Consider the following 21,010-nt stretch of genomic DNA (forward strand, 5'->3'; position numbering starts at 1 on the left):
GCACCGCGCTTTGTGGGGTGCTGTCCCACCACAAACACACCCCCACACCGGCCGGGCTTCCGGGGGCCGGTCGTGTTTCACGTGAAACACGACCGGCCCCTCACCCCGCTCTCCACCGCTCGCTTCGCCGCAGCAGGCATCAGCCCTCCTGGGCGGCCCACCATTCCTTGAGTGCGGCGACCGCAGCGTCGTGTTCGACCGGGCCGTTCTCCAGACGGAGCTCCAGCAGGAACGCGTAGGCCTTACCGATCACAGGCCCCGGCCCCACATCGAGGATCCGCATGATCTCGTTGCCGTCCAGGTCGGGCCGGATGGCGTCCAGCTGCTCCTGCTCCTGGAGCTGCGCGATGCGCTCCTCCAGCCCGTCGTACGTGCGGGACAGGGCGTTGGCCTTGCGCTTGTTGCGCGTCGTGCAGTCCGAGCGCGTCAGCTTGTGCAGCCGGTCCAGGAGGGGCCCCGCGTCGCGCACGTAGCGGCGCACGGCGGAGTCGGTCCACTCCCCGTCGCCGTATCCGTGGAAACGCAGATGCAGCTCCACCAGCTTCGACACGTCCTTGACCATGTCGTTGGAGTACTTCAGCTCGGTCATCCGCTTCCTGGCCATCTTGGCCCCCACCACTTCGTGGTGGTGGAACGAGACGCGCCCGTCCTTCTCGAAGCGCCGCGTCCTCGGCTTACCGACGTCGTGGAGCAGCGCGGCCAGACGCAGAACGAGGTCAGGGCCGTCCTGCTCCAGAGCGATGGCCTGCTCCAGGACCGTCAAGGAGTGCTCGTAGACGTCCTTGTGGCGGTGATGCTCGTCACTTTCCAGGCGCAGAGCGGGGAGCTCCGGCAGCACCCGGTCGGCCAGACCCGTGTCCACGAGGAGTCCCAGTCCCTTGCGGGGGTGTCCGGAGAGCAGGAGCTTGTTCAGTTCCTCCCGGACCCTCTCGGCGGAGACGATCTCGATGCGCCCCGACATGTCCGTCATGGCCTTGATCACGTCGGACGCGACCTCGAAGTCCAGCTGGGCGGCGAAGCGTGCGGCACGCAGCATGCGCAGGGGATCGTCGGAGAAGGACGCCTCGGGGGTGCCGGGGGTGCGCAGCACCCGCTGTGCCAGGTCCTCGAGGCCGCCGTGCGGATCGACGAACTCCTTCTGCGGCAGCGCGACGGCCATGGCGTTGACCGTGAAGTCGCGGCGCACGAGGTCGTCCTCGATCGAGTCGCCGTAGGACACCTCGGGCTTGCGCGAGGTCCTGTCATACGCCTCCGACCGGTAGGTCGTGACCTCGATCTGGTAGCCGTCCTTCTGTGCGCCGACGGTGCCGAACGCGATGCCGACCTCCCAGACCGAGTCGGCCCACGGACGGACGATCTTGAGGACGTCCTCGGGACGGGCGTCGGTCGTGAAGTCCAGGTCGTTCCCGAGCCGGCCGAGCAACGCGTCGCGGACCGACCCGCCCACCAGGGCCAGGCTGAACCCGGCCTCCTGGAATCGCAGGGCGAGGTCGTCGGCGACGGGGGACACCCGCAGCAGTTCGCTCACTGCGCGGTGCTGCACCTGACTCAGGGCACGGGGGCTGTCTTCGTTGGCGTTCGGCACAACAGAAAAGGGTACGTGCCCCGACCGGCCCGGGCGTCATCGTTTCCGGCGGCCCTGCGAGACTCTCCCGATCATGGGACACGGTCCCCGGCACTCAGCCGTCGGGCACCTCGTTACCATGCGTGGACGCAGAGACCGGCAGAACCAGTACCAGCTGACGACGACGAGGGACGGATACGCGTGGCCGAGGCGGCAGACTCTCAGGGGATGAATTCCTCCCCTGCCCGCCGGTGGCTCCGGCGCACAGCCTCCTTGATCGTCGGGGCACCGCTGATCGCCGGCCTCCTGGCCGGTCCCGCGGCGCCCTCGGCCGGTGCCGAGAGCCTGACGAAGACACCGACCGGTTCACGCACCGTCGACGTGTCCCTGGACACACTCGCCCCCGACGCACCGGTCGAGGGCGACACGCTCACCATCTCCGGAACCTTGACCAACCGGGGGAAGAAGACGGTCACGGAGGCCGAGGTCGACCTGCGCGTCGGGCCGAGGCTGTCCGGCAGGGGCGAGATCGACCAGGCCGCCGAGCGGACCGGGTACCTGCCCGGCAGCGATCCGGCCAAGGTGGGCGGCACGTACACCCTGAAGGTCCCCGAGCTGGCCTCCGGGGTCAGCCGGGACTTCACACTCGCCGTTCCGGTGGACAAGCTGGATCTGGGTGCCGAGGGCGTGTACCAGCTCGGGGTGTCCCTCACCGGCCGGACCACCGACTACGCCTACGCCCAGGTCCTCGGCATTCAGCGCACCTTCCTCCCGTGGCAGCCCGAGGACGCCGACGGCAAGACCGCCCTGACGTTCCTCTGGCCGCTGATCGCCTCGGCCCACATCACCGCCGAAACGGGCTCCGACGAGCAGCAGACGCCGGTGTTCGCCAATGACGACCTGGCTCTCGAACTCGCTCCCGGCGGGCGTCTGGAACAGCTGGTGTCGCTGGGCCGTCAGCTGCCCGTGACCTGGGTCATCGATCCGGACCTCCTCGCCTCGGTCGACGCGATGACGAAGAACTACCGCGTGAAGTCCGGTGACACCACCGTCGCCGGGACGAACCAGACCATCGCCAAGAAGTGGCTCACCGACCTGCAGGCGGCCGTGAAGGACGGCACGGTGGTCGCTCTGCCGTTCGCCGATCCCGACCTGGCGTCCATCGCGCACCGCGGCAAGAACGTCTCCGGGGCCCTCGGCCATCTGCAGACGGCGACCGAGGTCGCGGGCACGACGGTCGAGACCGTGCTGCACGTGAAGCCGTCCACCGACTTCGCCTGGCCGGTGGACGGGGCGATCGACCCCTCGGTCGTCGACGTCGCCACGTCGGCGGGCGCTCACAAGGTGATCGCCCGGAGCGACAGCATGGAGGAGACCGGCGGACTGCCCTACACCCCGACGTCGGCCCGGCCGATCGGTGGTGGCACCACGGCCGTCGTCGCGGACCACCGGCTCTCCACCGCGTTCACCGGCGACATGTCCAAGGCCGGCGACTCGACGCTCGCGGTCCAGCAGTTCCTGGCGCAGACCCTCACGCTGACGGAGCAGGCTCCCGACACACAGCGGAGCATCGTCGTCGCCCCGCAGCGGACGCCCACCGCGGCCCAGGCACAGACCATGGCGCGCGCTCTGCAGTCCCTCACGGCCGAGCGCTGGACGGAGCCTCTCGACCTGACGAAGGCGGCGGAGCAGAAGCCCGACTCCCGGGCGACGACGAGGGTGCCCAGGGCCTCGCAGTACCCGAAGAAGCTGCGGAGCCAGGAACTGCCCACGCAGGCGTTCCAGGACATCCGGACGACGCAGGACTCGCTCGACAGCTTCCAGGTCATCCTCACGCAGCCGGACCGGGTGGTCACCCCCTTCGGGAACGCGGTCAACCGCGCCGTGTCGACGTCGTGGCGCGGCTATCCGCTGGAGGCGCAGCGCTACCGCGACTCGGTCCGCACCTATCTGCAGGGGCTCACCAACGAGGTCCAGCTGATCACCAAGTCGGACGTCACCCTGTCCGGGCGGAGCGCCACGATCCCGGTGACCGTGCAGAACAAGCTGGTCCAGGGTGTCGATCACCTCATGCTCCGTCTGACGTCGGGCAACGCCACCCGCCTCCAGCTCAACGACGGCGGTGCGGTCGCCGAGCAGCCGATCGAGATCGCGGGCGGGCACAGCCAGTCCGTGAAGTTCGACGCCGCGGCCAACGCCAACGGACAGGCACAGGTCACAGCGCGTCTGTTCACCGCGGACGGTGCGCCGTACGGCGAGCCGATGACCTTCACGGTGAAGGTCTCCGAAGTCACCCCGACCGTGCTCCTGGTGATCGCCGGCGGTCTGCTGCTGCTGGTCCTGGCGGGCATCAGGATGTACACGCACCGCAAACGCACCGTGGCGGGCGGCGCGTCGGAGGGCGGCGGCGGTGAACCCGAGCAGCCGAGTGACCCGGAGTCGGACACCGGTCCGGAAAGCGGCGCCCCGTCGGGCCCGAGTGAGAAAGTGGACCGTTGAGCGATGTCTGTCGGGGCCTGTCGGCCGGGGACAATGAGGTGGGGTTTCGATGAACGCGCCGTACGACGGTGACCGCGGCCAGGGCGCGGGCGGAGGTGGGTCTTCCAGCGGTCCGCCGGTGCCTCCGGGCGCAGGACGGGACGACGAGGCACCCGATCCCTACCTGCAGCACGCCTACGACCACGATCCCTACCGCTCCCAGGACCTCGCCGCGCAGGACCCGGTGGCGGAGGCGCTCTACGACCGCGCCGCCCACCCCCCGCCGCCTCCGGGCACGTACCAGGAGCCTCAGCCCCTCTACCAGCAGCCTCCGGCGGCCCAGCACGCCCCTGATCCCCGTATCTGGGCCCAGACGCCGCCTCCGGAGCCCGCAGGCCCCTCCAGGCACCTCCCCTACGGCGACAAGGCGACGACCACCCAGTACGTGGGGGTGGACGACCTGGTCACGCAGGCCTCCGACGACCGCGAGGAGCAGGACGCCTTCGCCCACCTCTTCCGCGACCAGGAGGGGTCCGGCCGCCCCCCGGGTACTCCTGCCGAGCCCGAGGCCGCCCCGGCGCCCGAACCCCCCAAGTCCGGCGGACGGGCCGCCGGGATACTGAAGTCCAGCGCGCTGATGGCGGCGGGCACCCTGGTCTCGCGGCTCACCGGCTTCATCCGCAGCCTCGTGATCACCGCGGCGCTGGGTGCGGCGATGCTCGGTGACAGCTTCACCATCGCGTACACCCTGCCGACGATGATCTACATCCTGACGGTGGGCGGCGGGCTCAACTCCGTCTTCGTCCCGCAGCTCGTCCGGTCCATGAAGGACGACGAGGACGGCGGCGAGGCGTACGCCAACCGGCTGCTGACGGTGGTCATGGTCACGCTCGGCGTGATCGTCGGCATCGCCGTCTTCGCCGCTCCGTGGCTCATCCACATGATGTCGCCCACCATCGCGAACGATGTCGCGGCGAACAGCGTGGCCGTCACCTTCGCCCGCTACTGCCTGCCGACCATCTTCTTCATGGGCGTGCACGTGGTCATGGGGCAGATCCTCAACGCCCGTGGGAAGTTCGGCGCGATGATGTGGACCCCGGTCCTCAACAACATCGTCATGATCGTCACGTTCGGCCTCTTCATCTGGGTCTACGGCTCCTCGGCCGATTCCCGGATGCGTGTGGAGACCATCCCGGCCGAGGGCGTCCGGCTGCTCGGCATCGGTACGCTGCTCGGTCTCGTGGTCCAGGCCCTGTCCATGATCCCGTACCTCCGGGAGGCCGGGTTCCGGTTCCGCCCCCGCTTCGACTGGAAGGGGCACGGGCTCGGCAAGACCATGAGGCTCGCCAAGTGGACCGTGCTCTTCGTTCTGGCGAACCAGGCCGGCGTCATCGTCGTCACACAGCTGGCGACCTCGGCCGGCAAGCTGTCCGGCAAGGACGGTACGGGCATCCTCGGCTACTCCAACGCCCAGCTGATCTGGGGCATGCCTCAGGCGATCATCACCGTCTCGGTGATGGCCGCCCTGCTCCCCCGGATCTCCCGTGCCGCCCATGACAACGACCCCGGGGCCGTCCGGGACGACATCTCCCAGGGACTGCGCAACTCGGCGGTGGCCATCGTCCCGGTCGCCTTCACCTTCCTCGCGCTCGGGCTGCCCATGTGCACCCTGCTCTACGCCTCCAGCGGCACCGAAGCGGCGCGGTCGATGGGCTTCATCCTGATGGCGTTCGGCCTCGGCCTCATCCCGTACTCCGTGCAGTACGTCGTCCTGCGCGGCTTCTACGCCTACGAGGACACCCGCACCCCCTTCTACAACACGGTCATCGTCGCGGCGGTCAATGCGGCGGCCTCCGCCCTGTGCTACGTGGTTCTTCCGGCCCAATGGGCGGTCGTGGGAATGGCGGCCGCCTACGGGCTGGCGTACGCGGTCGGTGTCGGCATCGCCTGGCGGCGGCTGAGCAGCAGGCTCGGCGGTGACCTCGACGGCGCCCGTGTCGTGCGCACCTACGCCCGTCTCTGCCTGGCCGCGGTCCCCGCGGCCGTGGTCGGCGGCGCCGTGGGCTTCGGCCTCCTGGAGACCCTCGGTCAGGGAGCCGGCGGATCCGTGGTGGCATTGGTCTGTGGCAGCGTCGTCCTGCTGGGCATCTTCTTCGCCGCGGCGAAGAAGATGCGCATCGAAGAGCTCAACGGCATGGTCGGCATGGTCCGGGGACGGCTCGGACGCTGACACGCGCTCCGGGCCGCACAACCATCGCTGGACACCGCGTGTCGTGCAGAGCGCCGGAGTGTGGGCACAATTGGCGTGACTGTGCAGCGCTGGAAGGCATCGCGCAACGGATGGGGAGGCAGGAACGACGGTGGCGGAACGTAGCACGGCCGCTGTCGACGTGGCCGACAGCAGCGGCGACGAGCCGCTGACCGCCGAGGCGGACGCGGCCACGACCGACGGGACGGCACACGCCGGAGACGCGGGGAGCGCCCGCGCGAAGGGCGCGCGCAGCGGGCACGGCGGCTCTGCCGCGGTGCCGGCATCGCCCGACCTGCACAGCGGCCACAAGCTGGCCGGACGCTACCGCCTCGAGGAGTGTGTCACCCGGCTGGACGGATTCAGCAGCTGGCGTGCCGTCGACGAGAAGCTCCGGCGTGCCGTGGGTGTCCACCTGCTGACCGCCGACCATCCTCGCGCCCGGTCGGTGCTGGCCGCGGCCCGGTCCTCCGCGCTGCTCGGGGACCCCCGCTTCGTCCAGGTACTGGACGCCGTGGAGGAGGGCGACCTCGTCTACGTCGTCCACGAATGGCTGCCCGACGCCACCGAGCTCACGGCGCTGCTCGCCGCCGGGCCCTTCGACGCCCACGACGCCTATCAGCTCGTGAGCCAGATCTCCCAGGCCATGGCAGCCGCCCACCGTGAGGGGCTCGCACATCTGCGCCTCACCCCGGGCGCCGTGCTGCGCAGCTCGACGGGCCAGTACCGGATCCGCGGTCTGGCCGTGAACGCCGCTCTGCGCGGTATCACCGCCGACAAGCCGCTCCGCACGGACACCGAAGCCATCGGCGCACTGCTGTACGCGGCCCTGACCCGGCGGTGGCCCTACGAGAGCGACGCGTACGGGTTGACGGGCCTTCCCAAGGACCTGGGCCTCATCCCCCCGGACCAGGTACGGGCAGGCGTCCACCGGGGCCTGTCCGAGCTCGCGATGCGCGCGCTCGTCAACGACGGTGCCACCGCGTCACGGCAGGAACAGCCGTGCACCACACCGGACGAGCTGGCGAAGGCCATCGCGGCCATGCCGCGCATCGTCCCGCCGGAGCCCACGTTCACGGCACCGCCCGAGTACCAGCGCACGACCTACCAGCAGGGCACCTACGGGCGTCCGTCCGCACGGCCCACATCCGCCGCGCAGCCCGTCATCGTCCCGCCGCCGCCTCTCCAGAGCCGCACCGGGAAAGCCCTCAAGTGGGCTGTGTCCGCGCTGCTCATCGCCGCTCTGGGCCTGGGCAGCTGGCAGCTCGCGGAAACCGTCCTGGACCGGAACAAGGACTCGGGGGACACCACCCCGACCCAGACCACCGACGACGGGGGCGACGACAGCAACGCCGACGACCCGAGCAGGCCGGTCACCGTCGTGGGAGCCCAGGACTACGATCCGCTCGGCGACGGCTCCGAGAAGCCCGGCTCGACCAAGAACGTCTACGACGGTGACACGAGCACCTACTGGAACACGGACGGCTACTACACCGCCGACTTCGGACGGCTGAAGGAAGGCGTCGGCATCGTCCTGGACCTCGGCAAGGTCCAGCGGGTGGGGAGCGTCGACGTGTCCTTCCTCGGCGGGACCACCTCCGCCGAGCTGAGGACAACCGAGGCGTCCTCGGTCCCCCAGCTGCCGGGCGGCTTCACCAAGGCCGCGAGCGGTTCGGGGACGAAGGTGGCCCTGAAGCCCGACAAGCCGGTGCAGGCGCGATACCTTCTGGTCTGGCTGACCGAACTGCCTCGGAGCGATGACGGGAACTACCGGGGCAAGATCTCGGACATCAAGGTCACCAGCTGACGGCACCAGGGGAGGGGGCTCACACCGTTGGACGACTCCAGATTCGCCGACATCAGCGACCAGGATCTTCTGGCTCGGCACGTCTCAGGTGAACCGGATGCCTTCGGTGAGCTCGTGCGACGCCACCGTGACCGTCTCTGGGCCGTAGCCCTGCGTACGCTCGGCGACCGCGAGGAGGCTGCGGACGCGGTACAGGACGCCCTCGTCTCCGCCTTCCGCGCCGCTCACACCTTCCGGGGCCAGTCCGCCGTCACCACCTGGCTGCACAGGATCACGGTCAACGCCTGCCTCGACCGTGCGCGCAAGACGGCCTCCCGGCGAACCTCCCCGGTCGACGACGCCGAGCGACTCGATCAGCTCATGGAACCCCACGAGTCCGCCGAGGCGCCCGCGGAGCGGCAGGACCTGCACCGCGAGCTCGTGGCCGCGCTCGCAACGCTGCCGGCCGAGCAGCGGGCCGCCCTCGTGCTCGTGGACATGCAGGCGTACCCCGTCGCCGAGGCAGCCCGCATCCTCGAGGTACCGACCGGCACCGTGAAGAGTCGTTGTGCGCGGGGCCGGGCCAGGCTGCTTCCCTTACTGACCCATCTGCGCAGCAGCAGAACCGACTCCCGGGACGGCCGGACGGAGAGGAACCGGACCCCGGAGCCATCCGTCCCACCGGTGTCGGGACCAAGAGAAGCAGGTGACGGGAATCCTGCCGGCGTGAAGGGTGGAGGTGGCCTCGCATGACATCAGCAGCCGATACGGCTCAGCACCCGGATGCCTCGGAGATCGCCGATCTCACCGAGGGTCTCCTTCCACCGGCCCGCGAAGCGGCGGTCCGGCACCACCTCGCGTCCTGCGCGGACTGCGACGATGTCCGCGCCTCGCTCGAAGAGATCCGCTCGCTGCTGGGTACTGCGGCGCTGCCCCTCCCCGAGCACATGCCCGAGGACGTCTCCCGGCGCATCGACGCGGCTCTGGCCCAGGAGGCCGCGTCCGCCGCGACGACACAGGCCGCGCCCGACCCCGTTTCACGTGAAACATACGATCTGCAGACGGAGAGCAGCGCCGGGCCGCGGCCGGCCGGCCGCCCTCGTGGTGCCACCGGCCCCGGCCGGGGCACGGCCCGCCGGAGGCGCCGCAGAGTCATTCTCGGTACCGCCTTCGGGGCGGCGGCCGTCGGCATGAGCGTCTTCCTGTTCCAGATCCTTCCGTCGTCCCAGGACGGAGCGGGCTCGATGGCGGACCACGGTGTCAGCGCCACGGAGAAGAGCCAGGAGGGCTTTTCGGAAGGGACGCTGGAAGGCCGCGTCCACACCCTCCTGCAGGGCACCCGGACGTCCGAGGCTCCGGGTAGCTCCATGACCGAACCTCCCGGCACCAAGGTGTCTCCTGAGGGGGTGCCCCCGGAAGACGCCACCCCGGGGACGCGCATGCTCGCACCGATCGTGGAGGTTCCACGCTGCGTGCAGCAGGGCACAGGCCGCGAGGCGCCCGTCCTGGCGGTGGAAGAGGGAAGCTACGAGGGGACGGCCGCGTTCCTGGTCGTGCTGCCTCATGCGAGTGACTCGAGCCGCGTCCAGGCGTATGTCGTCGATGCGGCCTGTGTGGACTCCGCACCCGCGGCAAAGGGGCGACTGCTGCTCACGCACTCCTACTCCCGCCACTGAGGGCCGTACCGGGAGCCGGACCGCTCTTTCGGGAATGCATGCCCCGTAGGATCCGTTGGGTGGGGTGAGAGTCGTGGAACCGACCCCGTAGGCAGCAGGCAGTCCGCAGAAACGAGGAAGAACCCGTGAGCGACGTCCGTAATGTGATCATCATCGGCTCCGGGCCGGCTGGTTACACCGCCGCCCTGTACACCGCTCGCGCGTCGCTGAAGCCGCTGGTGTTCGAGGGAGCGGTCACCGCAGGCGGTGCGCTGATGAACACCACCGACGTGGAGAACTTCCCGGGCTTCCAGGACGGAATCATGGGCCCCGAGCTCATGGACAACATGCGCGCCCAGGCTGAGCGCTTCGGTGCCGAGCTCATCCCCGACGATGTCGTCTCGGTCGACCTCTCCGGTGAGATCAAGACCGTCACGGACACCGCGGGCACGGTGCATCGCGCCAAGGCAGTGATCGTCACCACGGGATCTCAGCACCGCAAGCTCGGACTGCCCAACGAGGACGCGCTCTCCGGACGCGGAGTGTCCTGGTGTGCCACCTGCGACGGCTTCTTCTTCAAGGACCAGGACATCGCTGTGATCGGCGGCGGTGACACCGCGATGGAGGAAGCGACCTTCCTCTCCCGGTTCGCCAAGTCCGTCACGATTGTCCACCGCCGTGACTCCCTGCGTGCCTCCAAGGCCATGCAGGACCGGGCCTTCGCCGACCCGAAGATCACGTTCGCCTGGGACAGCGAGGTGGCGACGGTCCACGGGGACCAGAAGCTCTCCAGCCTCACCCTGCGCAACACCAAGACCGGCGAGACGTCCGAACTCGCGGTGACGGGGCTGTTCATCGCCGTCGGACACGACCCCCGCACGGAGCTCTTCAAGGGGCAGCTGGACCTCGACGACGAGGGCTACCTCAAGGTCGAAGCCCCCTCGACCCGCACCAACCTGAAGGGCGTGTTCGGCGCCGGCGACGTCGTCGACCACACCTACCGACAGGCCATCACCGCCGCCGGAACCGGTTGCTCGGCAGCCCTGGACGCCGAGCGCTTCCTGGCCGCCCTCTCTGACGAGCAGCCCGCCGAGCCGGAGAAGACCCCGGCAGTCTGACCGCTCCCCCCCGAACCCCATCCCCCTGTAGTTAAGGAGGACGCCGTGGCCGGCGCCCTGAAGAACGTGACCGACGACTCCTTCGATGAGGACGTCCTGAAGAACGACAAGCCTGTGCTGGTGGACTTCTGGGCCGCCTGGTGCGGCCCCTGCCGGCAGATCGCCCCGTCGCTGGAGGCCATCGCGGCTGAGCACGGCGACGAGATCGAGATCGTCAAGCTCAACATCGACGAGAACCCGGCTACTGCGGCGAAGTACGGCGTGATGTCGATCCCGACGCTGAACGTGTACCAGGGTGGCGAGGTCGCCAAGACCATCGTCGGTGCCAAGCCGAAGGCCGCGATCCTCCGCGACCTCGAGAACTTCATCAGCCAGAAGTAGCCGCTGACTGTTTCACGTGAAACGGGCTCTCCCTCTGGGGAGGGCCCGTTTCATGTTTCACGTGAAACGAGACTGTGGGCGGCCGTGGTCACAGGGGCCGCAGTGCCGGTTCCTTCTGCACGGCACCCAGCAACCGGTCCAGGGCCAGCTCCACGTCTTCCTTCCAGGAGAGCGTCGACCGCAGCTCAAGTCTCAGACGCGGATAGGCGGGGTGCGGGCGTACCGTCTTGAAGCCGACAGCGAGCAGATGATCCGCGGGCAGCACACAGGCAGGCTCCTTCCAGCGAGCGTCGCCGAAGGCCTCGATCGCCTTGAAACCGCGTCGCAGCAGGTCCTTGGCGACCGTCTGAACCATCACGCGGCCCAGCCCCTGCCCCTGGAATCCCGGCACGATCAACGCAGTCATCAGCTGTACGGCGTCGGGGGAGACCGGGCTGGTGGGAAATGCCGTGGAGCGGGGAACGTACGCGGGCGGTGCGTAGAGGACGTAGCCGACCGCGGCCTCATCGACGTAGACGACCCGCCCGCAGGAGCCCCACTCCAGCAGTACGGCGGAGATCCAGGCTTCCTTCTCGGATTCGGGCCTGCCGGCCTTTACCGCGGCTTCGCCGCTGACCGGATCAAGTTCCCAGAAGACGCAGGAGCGACATCGCCTGGGGAGATCCGGAAGGTTGTCCAGCGTGAGCGGTACGAGCCGACGCCCCATGTAGGCGGTTCCTCACTTCCCTCACCCGCCGCATCGCGTGCGGCGGCCAGCGCGCTTCGCTCTCGGAACAGGCTGCCGACGAACCCCCCGACAACGCCTAGTCCCAACCCGACTGTCACCAGGTGGCTGCGATGCAGTGATCGCACGGCCCCCGCCTCCTCTGAGGTGGATCACGGTGGAAACGCCCTACCAGATCGCATCGTATCCACCCAGAGGTGAGGGGCACACCGAGAGACGGCAAAGGGCGGGCCGAGTTCCGGAAACTTCCCGGAACTCGGCCCGCTCTCCACGATCCGACTGATTCAGGCCTCTTCAGCCTCAGCCTGCGCTTCCTCCGCACTCCGTTCCAGCACGCGTCCCTCACCCGGAGCAAGGCTCCCGAGAATGCGGTCCAGATCCTCCATCGAAGCGAACTCGACGACGATCTTTCCCTTCTTCTGCCCGAGGTCGACCTTCACCCGTGTCTCGAACCGGTCGGAGAGACGCGAGGCAAGATCGCTCAGAGCCGGAGAGACCCTGCCGCCGGCCCTGGGCCCCCGGGGCTTCGCGGAACTCGTCGGCTCAGATCCGAGAAGATTCACGATCTCCTCGACCGCGCGCACCGACAGCCCCTCGGCCACGATGCGGTGAGCGAGCCGGTCCTGTTCCTCGGAGTCGTCCACGGAGAGCAGGGCTCGTGCATGGCCGGCCGAGAGAACGCCCGCCGCGACCCGGCGCTGCACCGGCGGTGAGAGCCTCAGCAGGCGCAAGGTGTTCGACACCTGAGGACGGGACCTTCCGATCCGGTCGGCCAGCTGGTCATGCGTGCACTTGAAGTCCTTGAGCAGCTGGTCGTAGGCCGCCGCCTCTTCCAGAGGGTTCAGCTGCGCCCGGTGCAGGTTCTCGAGCAGGGCGTCGAGAAGCAGCTTCTCGTCGTCCGTGGCCCGCACGATGGCCGGGACGCGCTCCAGACCGGCTTCGCCGCAGGCCCGCCAACGACGCTCACCCATGATGAGCTCGTAACGGTCCTCGTCGACCTTGCGCACGACCACGGGCTGGAGGAGGCCGACCTCCTTGATGGAGGTGACCAGCTCCGCCAGAGCATCCTCGTCGAAAACCTCACGGGGCTGCCTCGGGTTCGGCGTGATCGAGGTGTGCGGGATCTCAGCGAAATACGCGCCGGCGGAGTCGCTCTCCTCGACCGCGGGCTCCCTCTCTCCGAGAGGCGAGCTCGGCTCCGGCACCCGGGGGCCTGACGGGAGCGCCGTCAGTTTCGCGGCAGCCACCCCGCGCTCGGCCGTCATCGTGGGTGACGCAGCCGCCGTATGCGCACCGGACGGGGGACTGGAGACCTGCTTCTCCTGGGGAGCCGGCGGGATCAGCGCACCGAGTCCACGCCCCAGTCCTCTACGACGCTCGCTCACTGCATGCCCTCCGAATGACTCTGCTGACTGTTCTGGACGCCCGTGTGGGCAGGCTCGACCGCCGGAGCGTGCTGGGCCTCGTAGTGGACTCCGACGCCTCTCAGCGCGATCTCACGGGCCGCCTCAAGGTAGGACAGCGACCCGCTGGAGCCGGGATCGTACGTCAGGACGGTCTGCCCGTAGCTCGGCGCCTCGGAGATCCGCACGGAACGCGGAATGCTGGTCCGCAGCACTTCCTTACCGAAGTGGGTGCGTACCTCCTCCGCCACCTGCGACGCGAGCCGGGTCCGGCCGTCATACATGGTGAGCAGGATCGTCGAGACGTGAAGGTCGGGGTTCAGGTGGCCCCGGACCAGATCGACGTTACGAAGCAGCTGCCCAAGACCCTCCAGTGCGTAGTACTCGCACTGGATCGGGATGAGGACCTCTGCTCCGGCGACAAGCGCGTTGACCGTCAGCAGGCCGAGCGAGGGCGGGCAGTCGATGAGGATGTAGTCCAGCGGCTGCTCATAGGCCTGGATCGCCCGCTGAAGTCGGCTCTCCCGGGCGACCAGCGACACCAGCTCGATCTCCGCACCGGCGAGATCGATGGTCGCCGGCGCACAGAAGAGACCCTCGACGTCCGGGACGGGCTGAACCACCTCGGAGAGCGGCATGCTCTCCACCAGAACGTCGTAGATGGAGGGCACTTCCGCGTGGTGGTCGATCCCCAGGGCCGTGGACGCGTTGCCCTGCGGGTCGAGGTCCACCACCAGGACACGAGCGCCGTGCAGCGCGAGGGAGGCAGCAAGATTGACCGTCGAGGTCGTCTTGCCCACACCACCCTTCTGGTTGGCGACCACCATGACGCGCGTCCGGTCCGGCCGCGGCAGCCCCTCGCCGGCACGGCCAAGGGCATCCACCGCCAGCTGAGCCGCACGACCAATGGGTGTGTCGTCCATCGGTGGCGGTGTTTCACGTGAAACACCGTCCCCCAGGGACTCGGTACGGGGACCGGGGACCGGATCGGTCATCGGTCCCGCGATGTTGGCGTCGGACCGCAAGGATTCACTCTCCTCGACTTCAGGCTCGCAATGAGCAGAGCCTGCCATGCTTTGGGGGTCGCGAACCAGCGAGGCCGACTGTTCTGTGGATGAATGCCGTTCTGTGGACAACTTGGTAGCCCGTACGGGCTTGCGGTCGCGCGGCGCGGCAGCCGCACGACCGCGGCCGATGATTCCCTGCAGCAGAGAGCGACGTTTCACGTGAAACACGATGCCTCTGTCGCTCAGCAGCGAGCTCCCGACACTCCGCAGGCGGTGCATATCACCGCATTCATGGAGCATCCATACAAATAATTCAGGCGCCTCAGGGATGCGCGGGAAAAAGCCGGTCCACCCTCTGGGACCTCGCGCTCAGCGGCGCCTGCGCGTGCGGCCCACCCGCGCGGCCTTGGCTCGCTTTGCGGCGAACCTCACACCGCCCGGGCTCTCACCGACCACCACACGCACCACCGTGGACGTGGGATCGACGAGGCCCTCACCGACGTGCAGCACCTCGGTGTCCACCACTCCGAGCTTGCTCAGTGCGGCACGAGCGCCCTGGATCTCCTCCTCGGCCGTGCCCCCCTTGAGCGCCAGCATCTCGCCGTACGGACGGAGAAGGGGAACCCCCCAGCCGGCGAGCCGGTCGAGAGGGGCGACGGCCCGAGCCGTCACCACATGCACCGGCTGCAGCGTCCCGAGCACCTCCTCGGCCCGGCCACGGACGACCGTCACATGGTCCAGCCCCAGCAGTTCGACGACCTCCTGGAGGAAGTTCGTACGGCGCAGCAGTGGCTCAAGCAGTGTGATCTTGAGGTCCGGGCGGACCAGTGCCAGCGGGATACCGGGAAGACCGGCGCCTGAACCCACGTCGCACACCGTGACGCCCTCAGGAACCACCTCGGAGAGCACCGCGCAGTTCAGCAGGTGCCGTTCCCAGAGCCGGGGCACCTCGCGCGGACCGATCAGCCCGCGCGTGACGCCCGCGTCGGCGAGCAGCTCCGCGTACCTGACAGCCTCTGGGAGGAACTCACCGAATACCGCCTGCGCCTCTTGGGGTGCCTGAGGGAGCTCTGCTTCCTCCGTCACGGGGACCGTCCTTCCGTACCGCACTCGCACGCTGACTATCAGGCTGACAAAGATCGGCCCCGCCTGCGAACAGACGGGGCCGACAGTACAAAGATCCGGTCAGGCCGGGAGAACGACGACGAAGCGCTGCGGCTCCTCGCCCTCGGACTCGCTGCGCAGACCCGCCGCCGCGACGGCGTCGTGGACGACCTTGCGCTCGAACGGTGTCATCGGTTCGAGCTTCACGGGCTCACCCGCGCTCTTGACCTCATCCGCTGCCTTGGCACCCAGCGCGGCGAGGACTTCACGCTTCTTGGCACGGAAACCGCCGATGTCCAGCATCAGGCGGCTGCGGTCCCCGGTCTCGCGGTGGACGGCCAGGCGCGTCAGCTCCTGGAGCGCCTCCAGCACCTCACCGTCACGACCCACGAGCTTCTGCAGGTCACGCGGCGATTCACTGATGATCGAGACCGCGGCCCGGTCCGCCTCCACATCCATGTCGATGTCGCCGTCGAGGTCGGCGATGTCGAGGAGGCCTTCGAGATAATCAGCCGCGATCTCACCCTCCTGCTCCAGGCGGGACAGAGTGTCGCTGCCCTCAGCGGCCGTGGTGGTGGTGCCTTCCGTCACGGATGGACTCCTTCTTACTTCTTGGACGGGTGCTTGGGCCGCTGCGGGCCCTTGCGCTGTCCGGACTTGGCTTGGCGTGAGGAACCGGACGCGGCGGACGTGTCCGCCGGCTTCGGCTTGTCGTCCTGCGAGGCGTCCTGCTTCTCCAGCGACGTCTTGGCGTCCGAGTCGGCGGCACCGGAGCTCTTCGCCGTACCGGGGTGCGTGGCAGCGGTGTGACGCTTCGCCTTGGTCTGGCGCTTGGGCTGCTGGCGCTTGGGCGCGGCACCGCCCTCGGCCTCCAGGACGGCTGCTTCGCTCTTCGCCACCGTCCCGTCCTCCTGCGCGGCGAGGCCGAGCTTGCTCAGACCGGTGATGAACTTGCGCTCGATGTCGTTGCGGTCGGTTCCCTTGGCGACGATCCGCTTGACCGTGTTGCGTCGCGTCCGGCCCCGAACCTCGCCGTGCGCGGTCACACTCTTCAGCACACGGGTCAGGTACTGGTCCTGCGCCTTGCTGCCCGGGGTCGGGTTCTGGTTGATCACGTACATCTGCTGACCCATGGTCCAGACGTTGGTGGTCAGCCAGTAGACGAGGACGCCGACCGGGAAGTTGATGCCCATGACGGCGAAGATCACCGGGAAGATGTACATCAGCATCTTCTGCTGCTGCATGTACGGGGTCTTCACCGTCAGGTCGACGTTCTTCGTCATCAGCTGGCGCTGTGTGAAGAACTGCGACGCGGACATCATCACGATCATGATCGCGGTGACGACGCGGACGTCGGTCAGCGAGGCGCCGAGGGCCGAGACCTTCTCCTCGCTGTCCATGAACTTCGCGGCCAGCGGCGCGCCGAAGATGTGTGCCTGCCGGGCGCTGTCGAGCAGCGGCTGGTCGATGACACCGATCGTCTTGCCCGAGGCGATGGCCGAGAGCACGTGGTACAGGGCGAAGAAGAACGGGGACTGCGCCAGGATGGGAAGGCACGAGGAGAGCGGGTTGGTACCCGTCTCCTTGTACAGCTTCATCATCTCTTCGGACTGACGCTGCTTGTCGTTCTTGTAGCGCTCCTGGATCGCCTTCATCTTCGGCTGGAGCACCTGCATGTTGCGGGTCGACTTGATCTGCTTGACGAACAGCGGGATCAGGCAGATCCGGATCAGCACCACCAGGGACACGATGGACAGGCCCCAGGCCCACCCCGTGTCATCGCCGAAGAGCGCTCCGTACAGCTTGTGGAACTGGACGATGACCCACGAAACAGGTGTGGTGATAAAGCTGAACAGACTGGCAATCGTGTCCACTAATCAGGCTCCTTGAGCTTTGGACGAGGTCTCTGTGGCCGGGCCCGGGGGTTCGGAGACCGACCCCCCGGAAGGCACATCGGCGGCGGAGTCCCCGCCCTTGCCGCCCCGCACCCAGGTGCGCAGCAGTTCGTGCCAACGCGGACGTTTGCGTGGCGGTACGTAGTCCACGCCACCGGGTGACCACGGATTGCAACGCAGGATGCGCCATGCGGTCAGCGCCGTTCCCTTGATCGCACCGTGCCGGTCGATCGCCGTATATCCATAGTGGGAACACGACGGGTAGTAGCGGCAGACAGGCCCGAGAAGCGGGCTGATCGTCCACTGGTACAGCTTGATGAGAGCCAGCAGCGGGTACTTCATCGCGCGCCCCCTCCCAGCAGCCGCTGAAGGGCGGCGTCCAGGTCTCGGGCCAGCTGTGCATGGTCGGCGTCACCCGATCCGGGCAGCGCTCGTACGACAACAAGGCTACCGGGGGGCAGCTCAGCGAGCCGGTCGCGGACCAGGTGACGAAGCTTGCGCTTCACCGCCGTGCGCACGACCGCTCCGCCCACTGCTTTGCTGACAACGAAACCCGCACGCGGCGGGGGAGCACTCTCCCCTGTCACGTGCGGGTCCGTAACACCGCTGCGTAGATGCACGACGAGAAGCGGGCGACCGGCCCGGCGTCCCCGGCGTACAGCGACTGCGAAGTCCTCGCGCCGCCTCAGCCGATTCTCGGTAGGCAGCACGTCATGACCTGGCCGCGATCAGGCGGACAGGTTGGCGCGACCCTTGCCACGGCGGTTCGCGAGAATCGCGCGGCCGGCACGGGTACGCATACGCAGCCGGAAGCCATGGGTCTTGGCGCGACGACGATTGTTCGGCTGGAAGGTGCGCTTGCTCACTCGGGGGCTCCAGAAATGATTCGTGTGTTGGCGGGACATCGCCTGGCTGTCACCGTGCGCCCACGAGGAACTCGCGTAAACGCCTTAGTGCACCGCTTCACAATCACAGATCGTGATCTTTGCCCATCGGAGGCAGGCGGCAGCAGCCATCGACAACTCGACCTGGTCACGGTACGCGCGGCTACGCCATCCGGTCAAACCGGCTGCGCGGCACCCCCTGCTGTACACAGCCTGTGGACAACAACTTGAACCGTGCGGGTCGGGCTGACTACCGTGGCCGAACTCCGGTTCTTTTCCTTCCTGCCTGCCGGGCCTCACCCCACCCGACCCATCCCGTCCCGAGAAGCACACATTCATGGGACATGCGAGAGAGCGTGCCTTGTGGCTGACGTACCTGCCGATCTTGCCGCAGTGTGGCCGCGAGTGCTGGAACAACTCCTCGGAGAGGGCCAGCAGGGCATCGAGCCGAAGGACAAGCAGTGGATCGAGCGCTGCCAGCCCCTGGCACTCGTCGCCGACACCGCACTGCTGGCCGTGCCCAACGAATGGGGCAAGCGTGTCCTCGAGGGCCGGCTCGCCCCACTGATCAGCGAGGCGCTCACACGGGAGTGCGGGCGCCCGATCAGGATCGCGATCACCGTCGACGATTCGGCGGGCGAGCCGCCGGCCCCGCCCGCGCCTCCGATGCACCAGCCCCACCCGGGACAGCAGTCGCACCGCTACCAGGGACCACAGCACGACGAGCCCTCGCGCAACGACGGGTACGACGGGTACGGACCCCGGCAGTCCGACGACGGCATGCCGACGGCCCGCCCCGCCTACCCGGACTACCAGCAGCACCGTCCGGAGCCCGGCGCCTGGCCGCGCACCCAGGAGGACCTCTCCTGGCAGCCCCGGCACGGCGGGTACCAGGACCGTGACCCCTACGCGAACCCGCGTCCCCCGCAGCCGCAGCACGACTACCGTCCGCAGCCGCCCGAGCACCAGGGATACGAGCAGCAGCGGGACAGCCGTGACCGCCACGAGCTGCAGGACCAGCAGCCCCAGCACCGCCAGGGAGGTCCTGGCACCGGCAGGGCCGGCGGCGGCCCCCTGGGCTCCCAGTCCGCGCCGCCGCCCGGGACCGGTGAACCGCACGCCCGGCTGAATCCGAAGTACCTCTTCGACACCTTCGTGATCGGCGCGTCCAACCGTTTCGCGCACGCGGCGGCCGTGGCCGTCGCCGAGGCGCCGGCGAAGGCGTACAACCCGCTCTTCATCTACGGGGAGTCCGGACTCGGCAAGACCCACCTCCTGCACGCCATCGGGCACTACGCACGGAGCCTCTACCCCGGCACCCGGGTGCGGTACGTGAGCTCCGAGGAGTTCACCAACGAGTTCATCAACTCGATCCGCGACGGCAAGGGCGACACCTTCCGCAAGCGGTACCGGGACGTGGACATCCTCCTGGTCGACGACATCCAGTTCCTGGCGAGCAAGGAGTCGACGCAGGAGGAGTTCTTCCACACCTTCAACACGCTCCACAACGCCAACAAGCAGATCGTGCTGTCCTCGGACCGGCCGCCCAAGCAGCTGGTGACCCTGGAGGACCGGCTGCGCAACCGGTTCGAGTGGGGCCTCACCACCGACGTACAGCCGCCGGAGCTGGAGACCCGTATCGCGATCCTTCGCAAGAAGGCGGTGCAGGAGCAGCTCAACGCCCCGCCGGAGGTGCTCGAGTTCATCGCGTCGCGCATCTCGCGCAACATCCGTGAGCTGGAGGGCGCGCTCATCCGTGTGACCGCCTTCGCCAGCCTGAACCGGCAGCCCGTGGATCTCGGCCTCACCGAGATCGTGCTGAAGGACCTGATCCCGGGCGGCGAGGACTCGGCTCCCGAGATCACCGCGCCGGCCATCATGGCGGCCACCGCGGACTACTTCGGGCTCACGGTGGAGGATCTCTGCGGATCCTCGCGCAGCCGCGTCCTGGTGACGGCCCGGCAGATCGCCATGTACCTGTGCCGCGAGCTGACGGACCTCTCCCTGCCCAAGATCGGCGCCCAGTTCGGGGGGCGCGACCACACCACGGTGATGCACGCCGACCGGAAGATCCGCGCGCTGATGGCGGAGCGGCGCTCCATCTACAACCAGGTCACCGAACTCACCAACCGCATCAAGAACGGCTGACGCGCCGGAGCACCACGGCACAGCACCCCGGGCGCCCCGGGAGGACCGCACGACGTCCTCCCGGGGCGCCCTCCGTCGTCCGCGGCGGACCGGAACGCGGTGCGGCGTCCGGGAACGGGCCGGCGGGTGTCGACGGGCCGGCGCGTACGGCGTCGGGGCGGGGCCGAGCGGGGGCGGTACGCGATGCGCAGGGCCGGTCCCGGGACCCGGGTCCCGACGAGGCCGGACCCGCCCGGCCCGCGTCCCCCACGACGACCCCGGAGACGTGTCCTGAAGGGCTCAGGAGCCGCCGGGACGTCCTCGCCCGATGCTCCCCGACGGCCTCCGGACCCCTCCGCGCAGCCGTTTTCCCTCCGTCCGACCGCCCTCGGAGCGTCGGAATCCATGGCGGGTGTTCGATTACGGGCCTCTGACATGGGCTTCTCCACAGAAGAAGCCGGAATCCCGCGTCCACAGCCTGGGGACTGTGAAGTTGTCCAGATTGCGTCCACAGGGCCTGCTGCCGATACTCCATCAGACCAGGTCACGCGCCTGGGGATTTGTGGTCAACGATGATCCACAGCCTGTGGACAGATTTTTCCTCCACAGGAGCCCGCCGAGGTTGTCCACCGGCGG

18 protein-coding genes are annotated in these 21,010 nt (G+C 68.6%); 8 read left to right on the forward strand and 10 right to left on the reverse strand.

Annotated features, from left to right (window positions below; genetic code table 11):
- Window positions 1-139: 139 nt before the first annotated feature.
- Window positions 140-1,585, reverse strand: a complete 1,446-nt coding sequence (locus ABZ172_RS20825) for a CCA tRNA nucleotidyltransferase (protein ID WP_356885230.1) — start codon at window positions 1,583-1,585, stop codon at window positions 140-142.
- Between the two features lie 180 nt (window positions 1,586-1,765).
- On the opposite strand from ABZ172_RS20825, the gene ABZ172_RS20830 reads away from it, so the two are divergent.
- The 7 genes from ABZ172_RS20830 (at window position 1,766) to trxA (ending at window position 11,230) form a co-directional block, all read left to right on the forward strand.
- On the forward strand, window positions 1,766-4,063 hold the full coding sequence (locus ABZ172_RS20830; protein WP_356885231.1) for a DUF6049 family protein: 2,298 nt from the start codon (window positions 1,766-1,768) through the stop codon (window positions 4,061-4,063).
- A 49-nt stretch (window positions 4,064-4,112) separates the two neighbouring features.
- Window positions 4,113-6,272 (forward strand): murein biosynthesis integral membrane protein MurJ, encoded by a 2,160-nt coding sequence (gene murJ / locus ABZ172_RS20835; protein WP_356885232.1) that lies wholly within the window; start codon window positions 4,113-4,115, stop codon window positions 6,270-6,272.
- Window positions 6,273-6,402: 130 nt separating this feature from the next.
- Entirely contained in the window at window positions 6,403-8,097 is a 1,695-nt protein-coding gene (locus ABZ172_RS20840; RefSeq protein WP_356885233.1) for a serine/threonine protein kinase, read from the forward strand.
- A 27-nt stretch (window positions 8,098-8,124) separates the two neighbouring features.
- Window positions 8,125-8,829, forward strand: a complete 705-nt coding sequence (gene sigM / locus ABZ172_RS20845) for an RNA polymerase sigma factor SigM (protein WP_356885234.1) — start codon at window positions 8,125-8,127, stop codon at window positions 8,827-8,829.
- Window positions 8,826-9,752: a zf-HC2 domain-containing protein gene (locus tag ABZ172_RS20850; protein WP_356885235.1), complete on the forward strand. Its 927-nt coding sequence runs from the start codon at window positions 8,826-8,828 to the stop codon at window positions 9,750-9,752. Before sigM ends, ABZ172_RS20850 begins: the two co-directional genes overlap by 4 nt.
- A gap of 125 nt (window positions 9,753-9,877) precedes the next feature.
- The gene (gene trxB, locus ABZ172_RS20855; RefSeq protein WP_356885236.1) at window positions 9,878-10,849 is read left to right on the forward strand and encodes a thioredoxin-disulfide reductase; all 972 of its coding nucleotides are present in this window, start codon (window positions 9,878-9,880) and stop codon (window positions 10,847-10,849) included.
- A gap of 45 nt (window positions 10,850-10,894) precedes the next feature.
- A complete protein-coding gene (trxA, locus tag ABZ172_RS20860) occupies window positions 10,895-11,230 on the forward strand; it encodes a thioredoxin (RefSeq protein ID WP_356885237.1) in 336 nt (111 codons plus the stop codon).
- Between the two features lie 88 nt (window positions 11,231-11,318).
- On the opposite strand, the gene ABZ172_RS20865 is transcribed toward trxA, so the two are convergent.
- From ABZ172_RS20865 to rpmH, 9 genes are all read right to left on the reverse strand, one after another.
- Window positions 11,319-11,936, reverse strand: a complete 618-nt coding sequence (locus ABZ172_RS20865) for a GNAT family N-acetyltransferase (protein ID WP_356885238.1) — start codon at window positions 11,934-11,936, stop codon at window positions 11,319-11,321.
- 302 nt (window positions 11,937-12,238) lie between these two features.
- Window positions 12,239-13,339, reverse strand: a complete 1,101-nt coding sequence (locus ABZ172_RS20870; protein WP_356885239.1) for a ParB/RepB/Spo0J family partition protein — start codon at window positions 13,337-13,339, stop codon at window positions 12,239-12,241.
- Complete coding sequence (locus ABZ172_RS20875) at window positions 13,336-14,430, reverse strand: ParA family protein (protein WP_356885302.1); 1,095 nt, start codon at window positions 14,428-14,430, stop codon at window positions 13,336-13,338. The genes ABZ172_RS20870 and ABZ172_RS20875 overlap by 4 nt, the downstream gene beginning before the upstream one ends.
- A 303-nt stretch (window positions 14,431-14,733) precedes the next feature.
- Window positions 14,734-15,450, reverse strand: coding sequence for a 16S rRNA (guanine(527)-N(7))-methyltransferase RsmG (gene rsmG / locus ABZ172_RS20880; RefSeq protein ID WP_356885240.1), 717 nt, complete (start codon window positions 15,448-15,450; stop codon window positions 14,734-14,736).
- Between the two features lie 99 nt (window positions 15,451-15,549).
- The gene (locus ABZ172_RS20885; protein ID WP_356885241.1) at window positions 15,550-16,059 is read right to left on the reverse strand and encodes a R3H domain-containing nucleic acid-binding protein; all 510 of its coding nucleotides are present in this window, start codon (window positions 16,057-16,059) and stop codon (window positions 15,550-15,552) included.
- 14 nt (window positions 16,060-16,073) lie between these two features.
- A complete protein-coding gene (yidC, locus tag ABZ172_RS20890; protein WP_356885242.1) occupies window positions 16,074-17,342 on the reverse strand; it encodes a membrane protein insertase YidC in 1,269 nt (422 codons plus the stop codon).
- Window positions 17,343-17,345: 3 nt separating this feature from the next.
- Window positions 17,346-17,705, reverse strand: coding sequence for a membrane protein insertion efficiency factor YidD (yidD, locus tag ABZ172_RS20895; protein WP_356885243.1), 360 nt, complete (start codon window positions 17,703-17,705; stop codon window positions 17,346-17,348).
- Window positions 17,702-18,073 carry a ribonuclease P protein component gene (rnpA, locus tag ABZ172_RS20900; RefSeq protein ID WP_356885244.1) on the reverse strand — a complete coding sequence of 124 codons (372 nt, stop codon included), beginning with the start codon at window positions 18,071-18,073 and terminating at the stop codon, window positions 17,702-17,704. Before rnpA ends, yidD begins: the two co-directional genes overlap by 4 nt.
- An 18-nt stretch (window positions 18,074-18,091) precedes the next feature.
- The gene (gene rpmH, locus ABZ172_RS20905; RefSeq protein WP_014047156.1) at window positions 18,092-18,229 is read right to left on the reverse strand and encodes a 50S ribosomal protein L34; all 138 of its coding nucleotides are present in this window, start codon (window positions 18,227-18,229) and stop codon (window positions 18,092-18,094) included.
- Window positions 18,230-18,610: 381 nt separating this feature from the next.
- On the opposite strand from rpmH, the gene dnaA reads away from it, so the two are divergent.
- Window positions 18,611-20,395, forward strand: coding sequence for a chromosomal replication initiator protein DnaA (gene dnaA, locus ABZ172_RS20910; RefSeq protein ID WP_356885245.1), 1,785 nt, complete (start codon window positions 18,611-18,613; stop codon window positions 20,393-20,395).
- Window positions 20,396-21,010: the final 615 nt, after the last annotated feature.

The sequence above is a fragment of the Streptomyces sp. NPDC006296 genome (genome assembly GCF_040613235.1).
GTDB lineage: Bacteria > Actinomycetota > Actinomycetes > Streptomycetales > Streptomycetaceae > Streptomyces.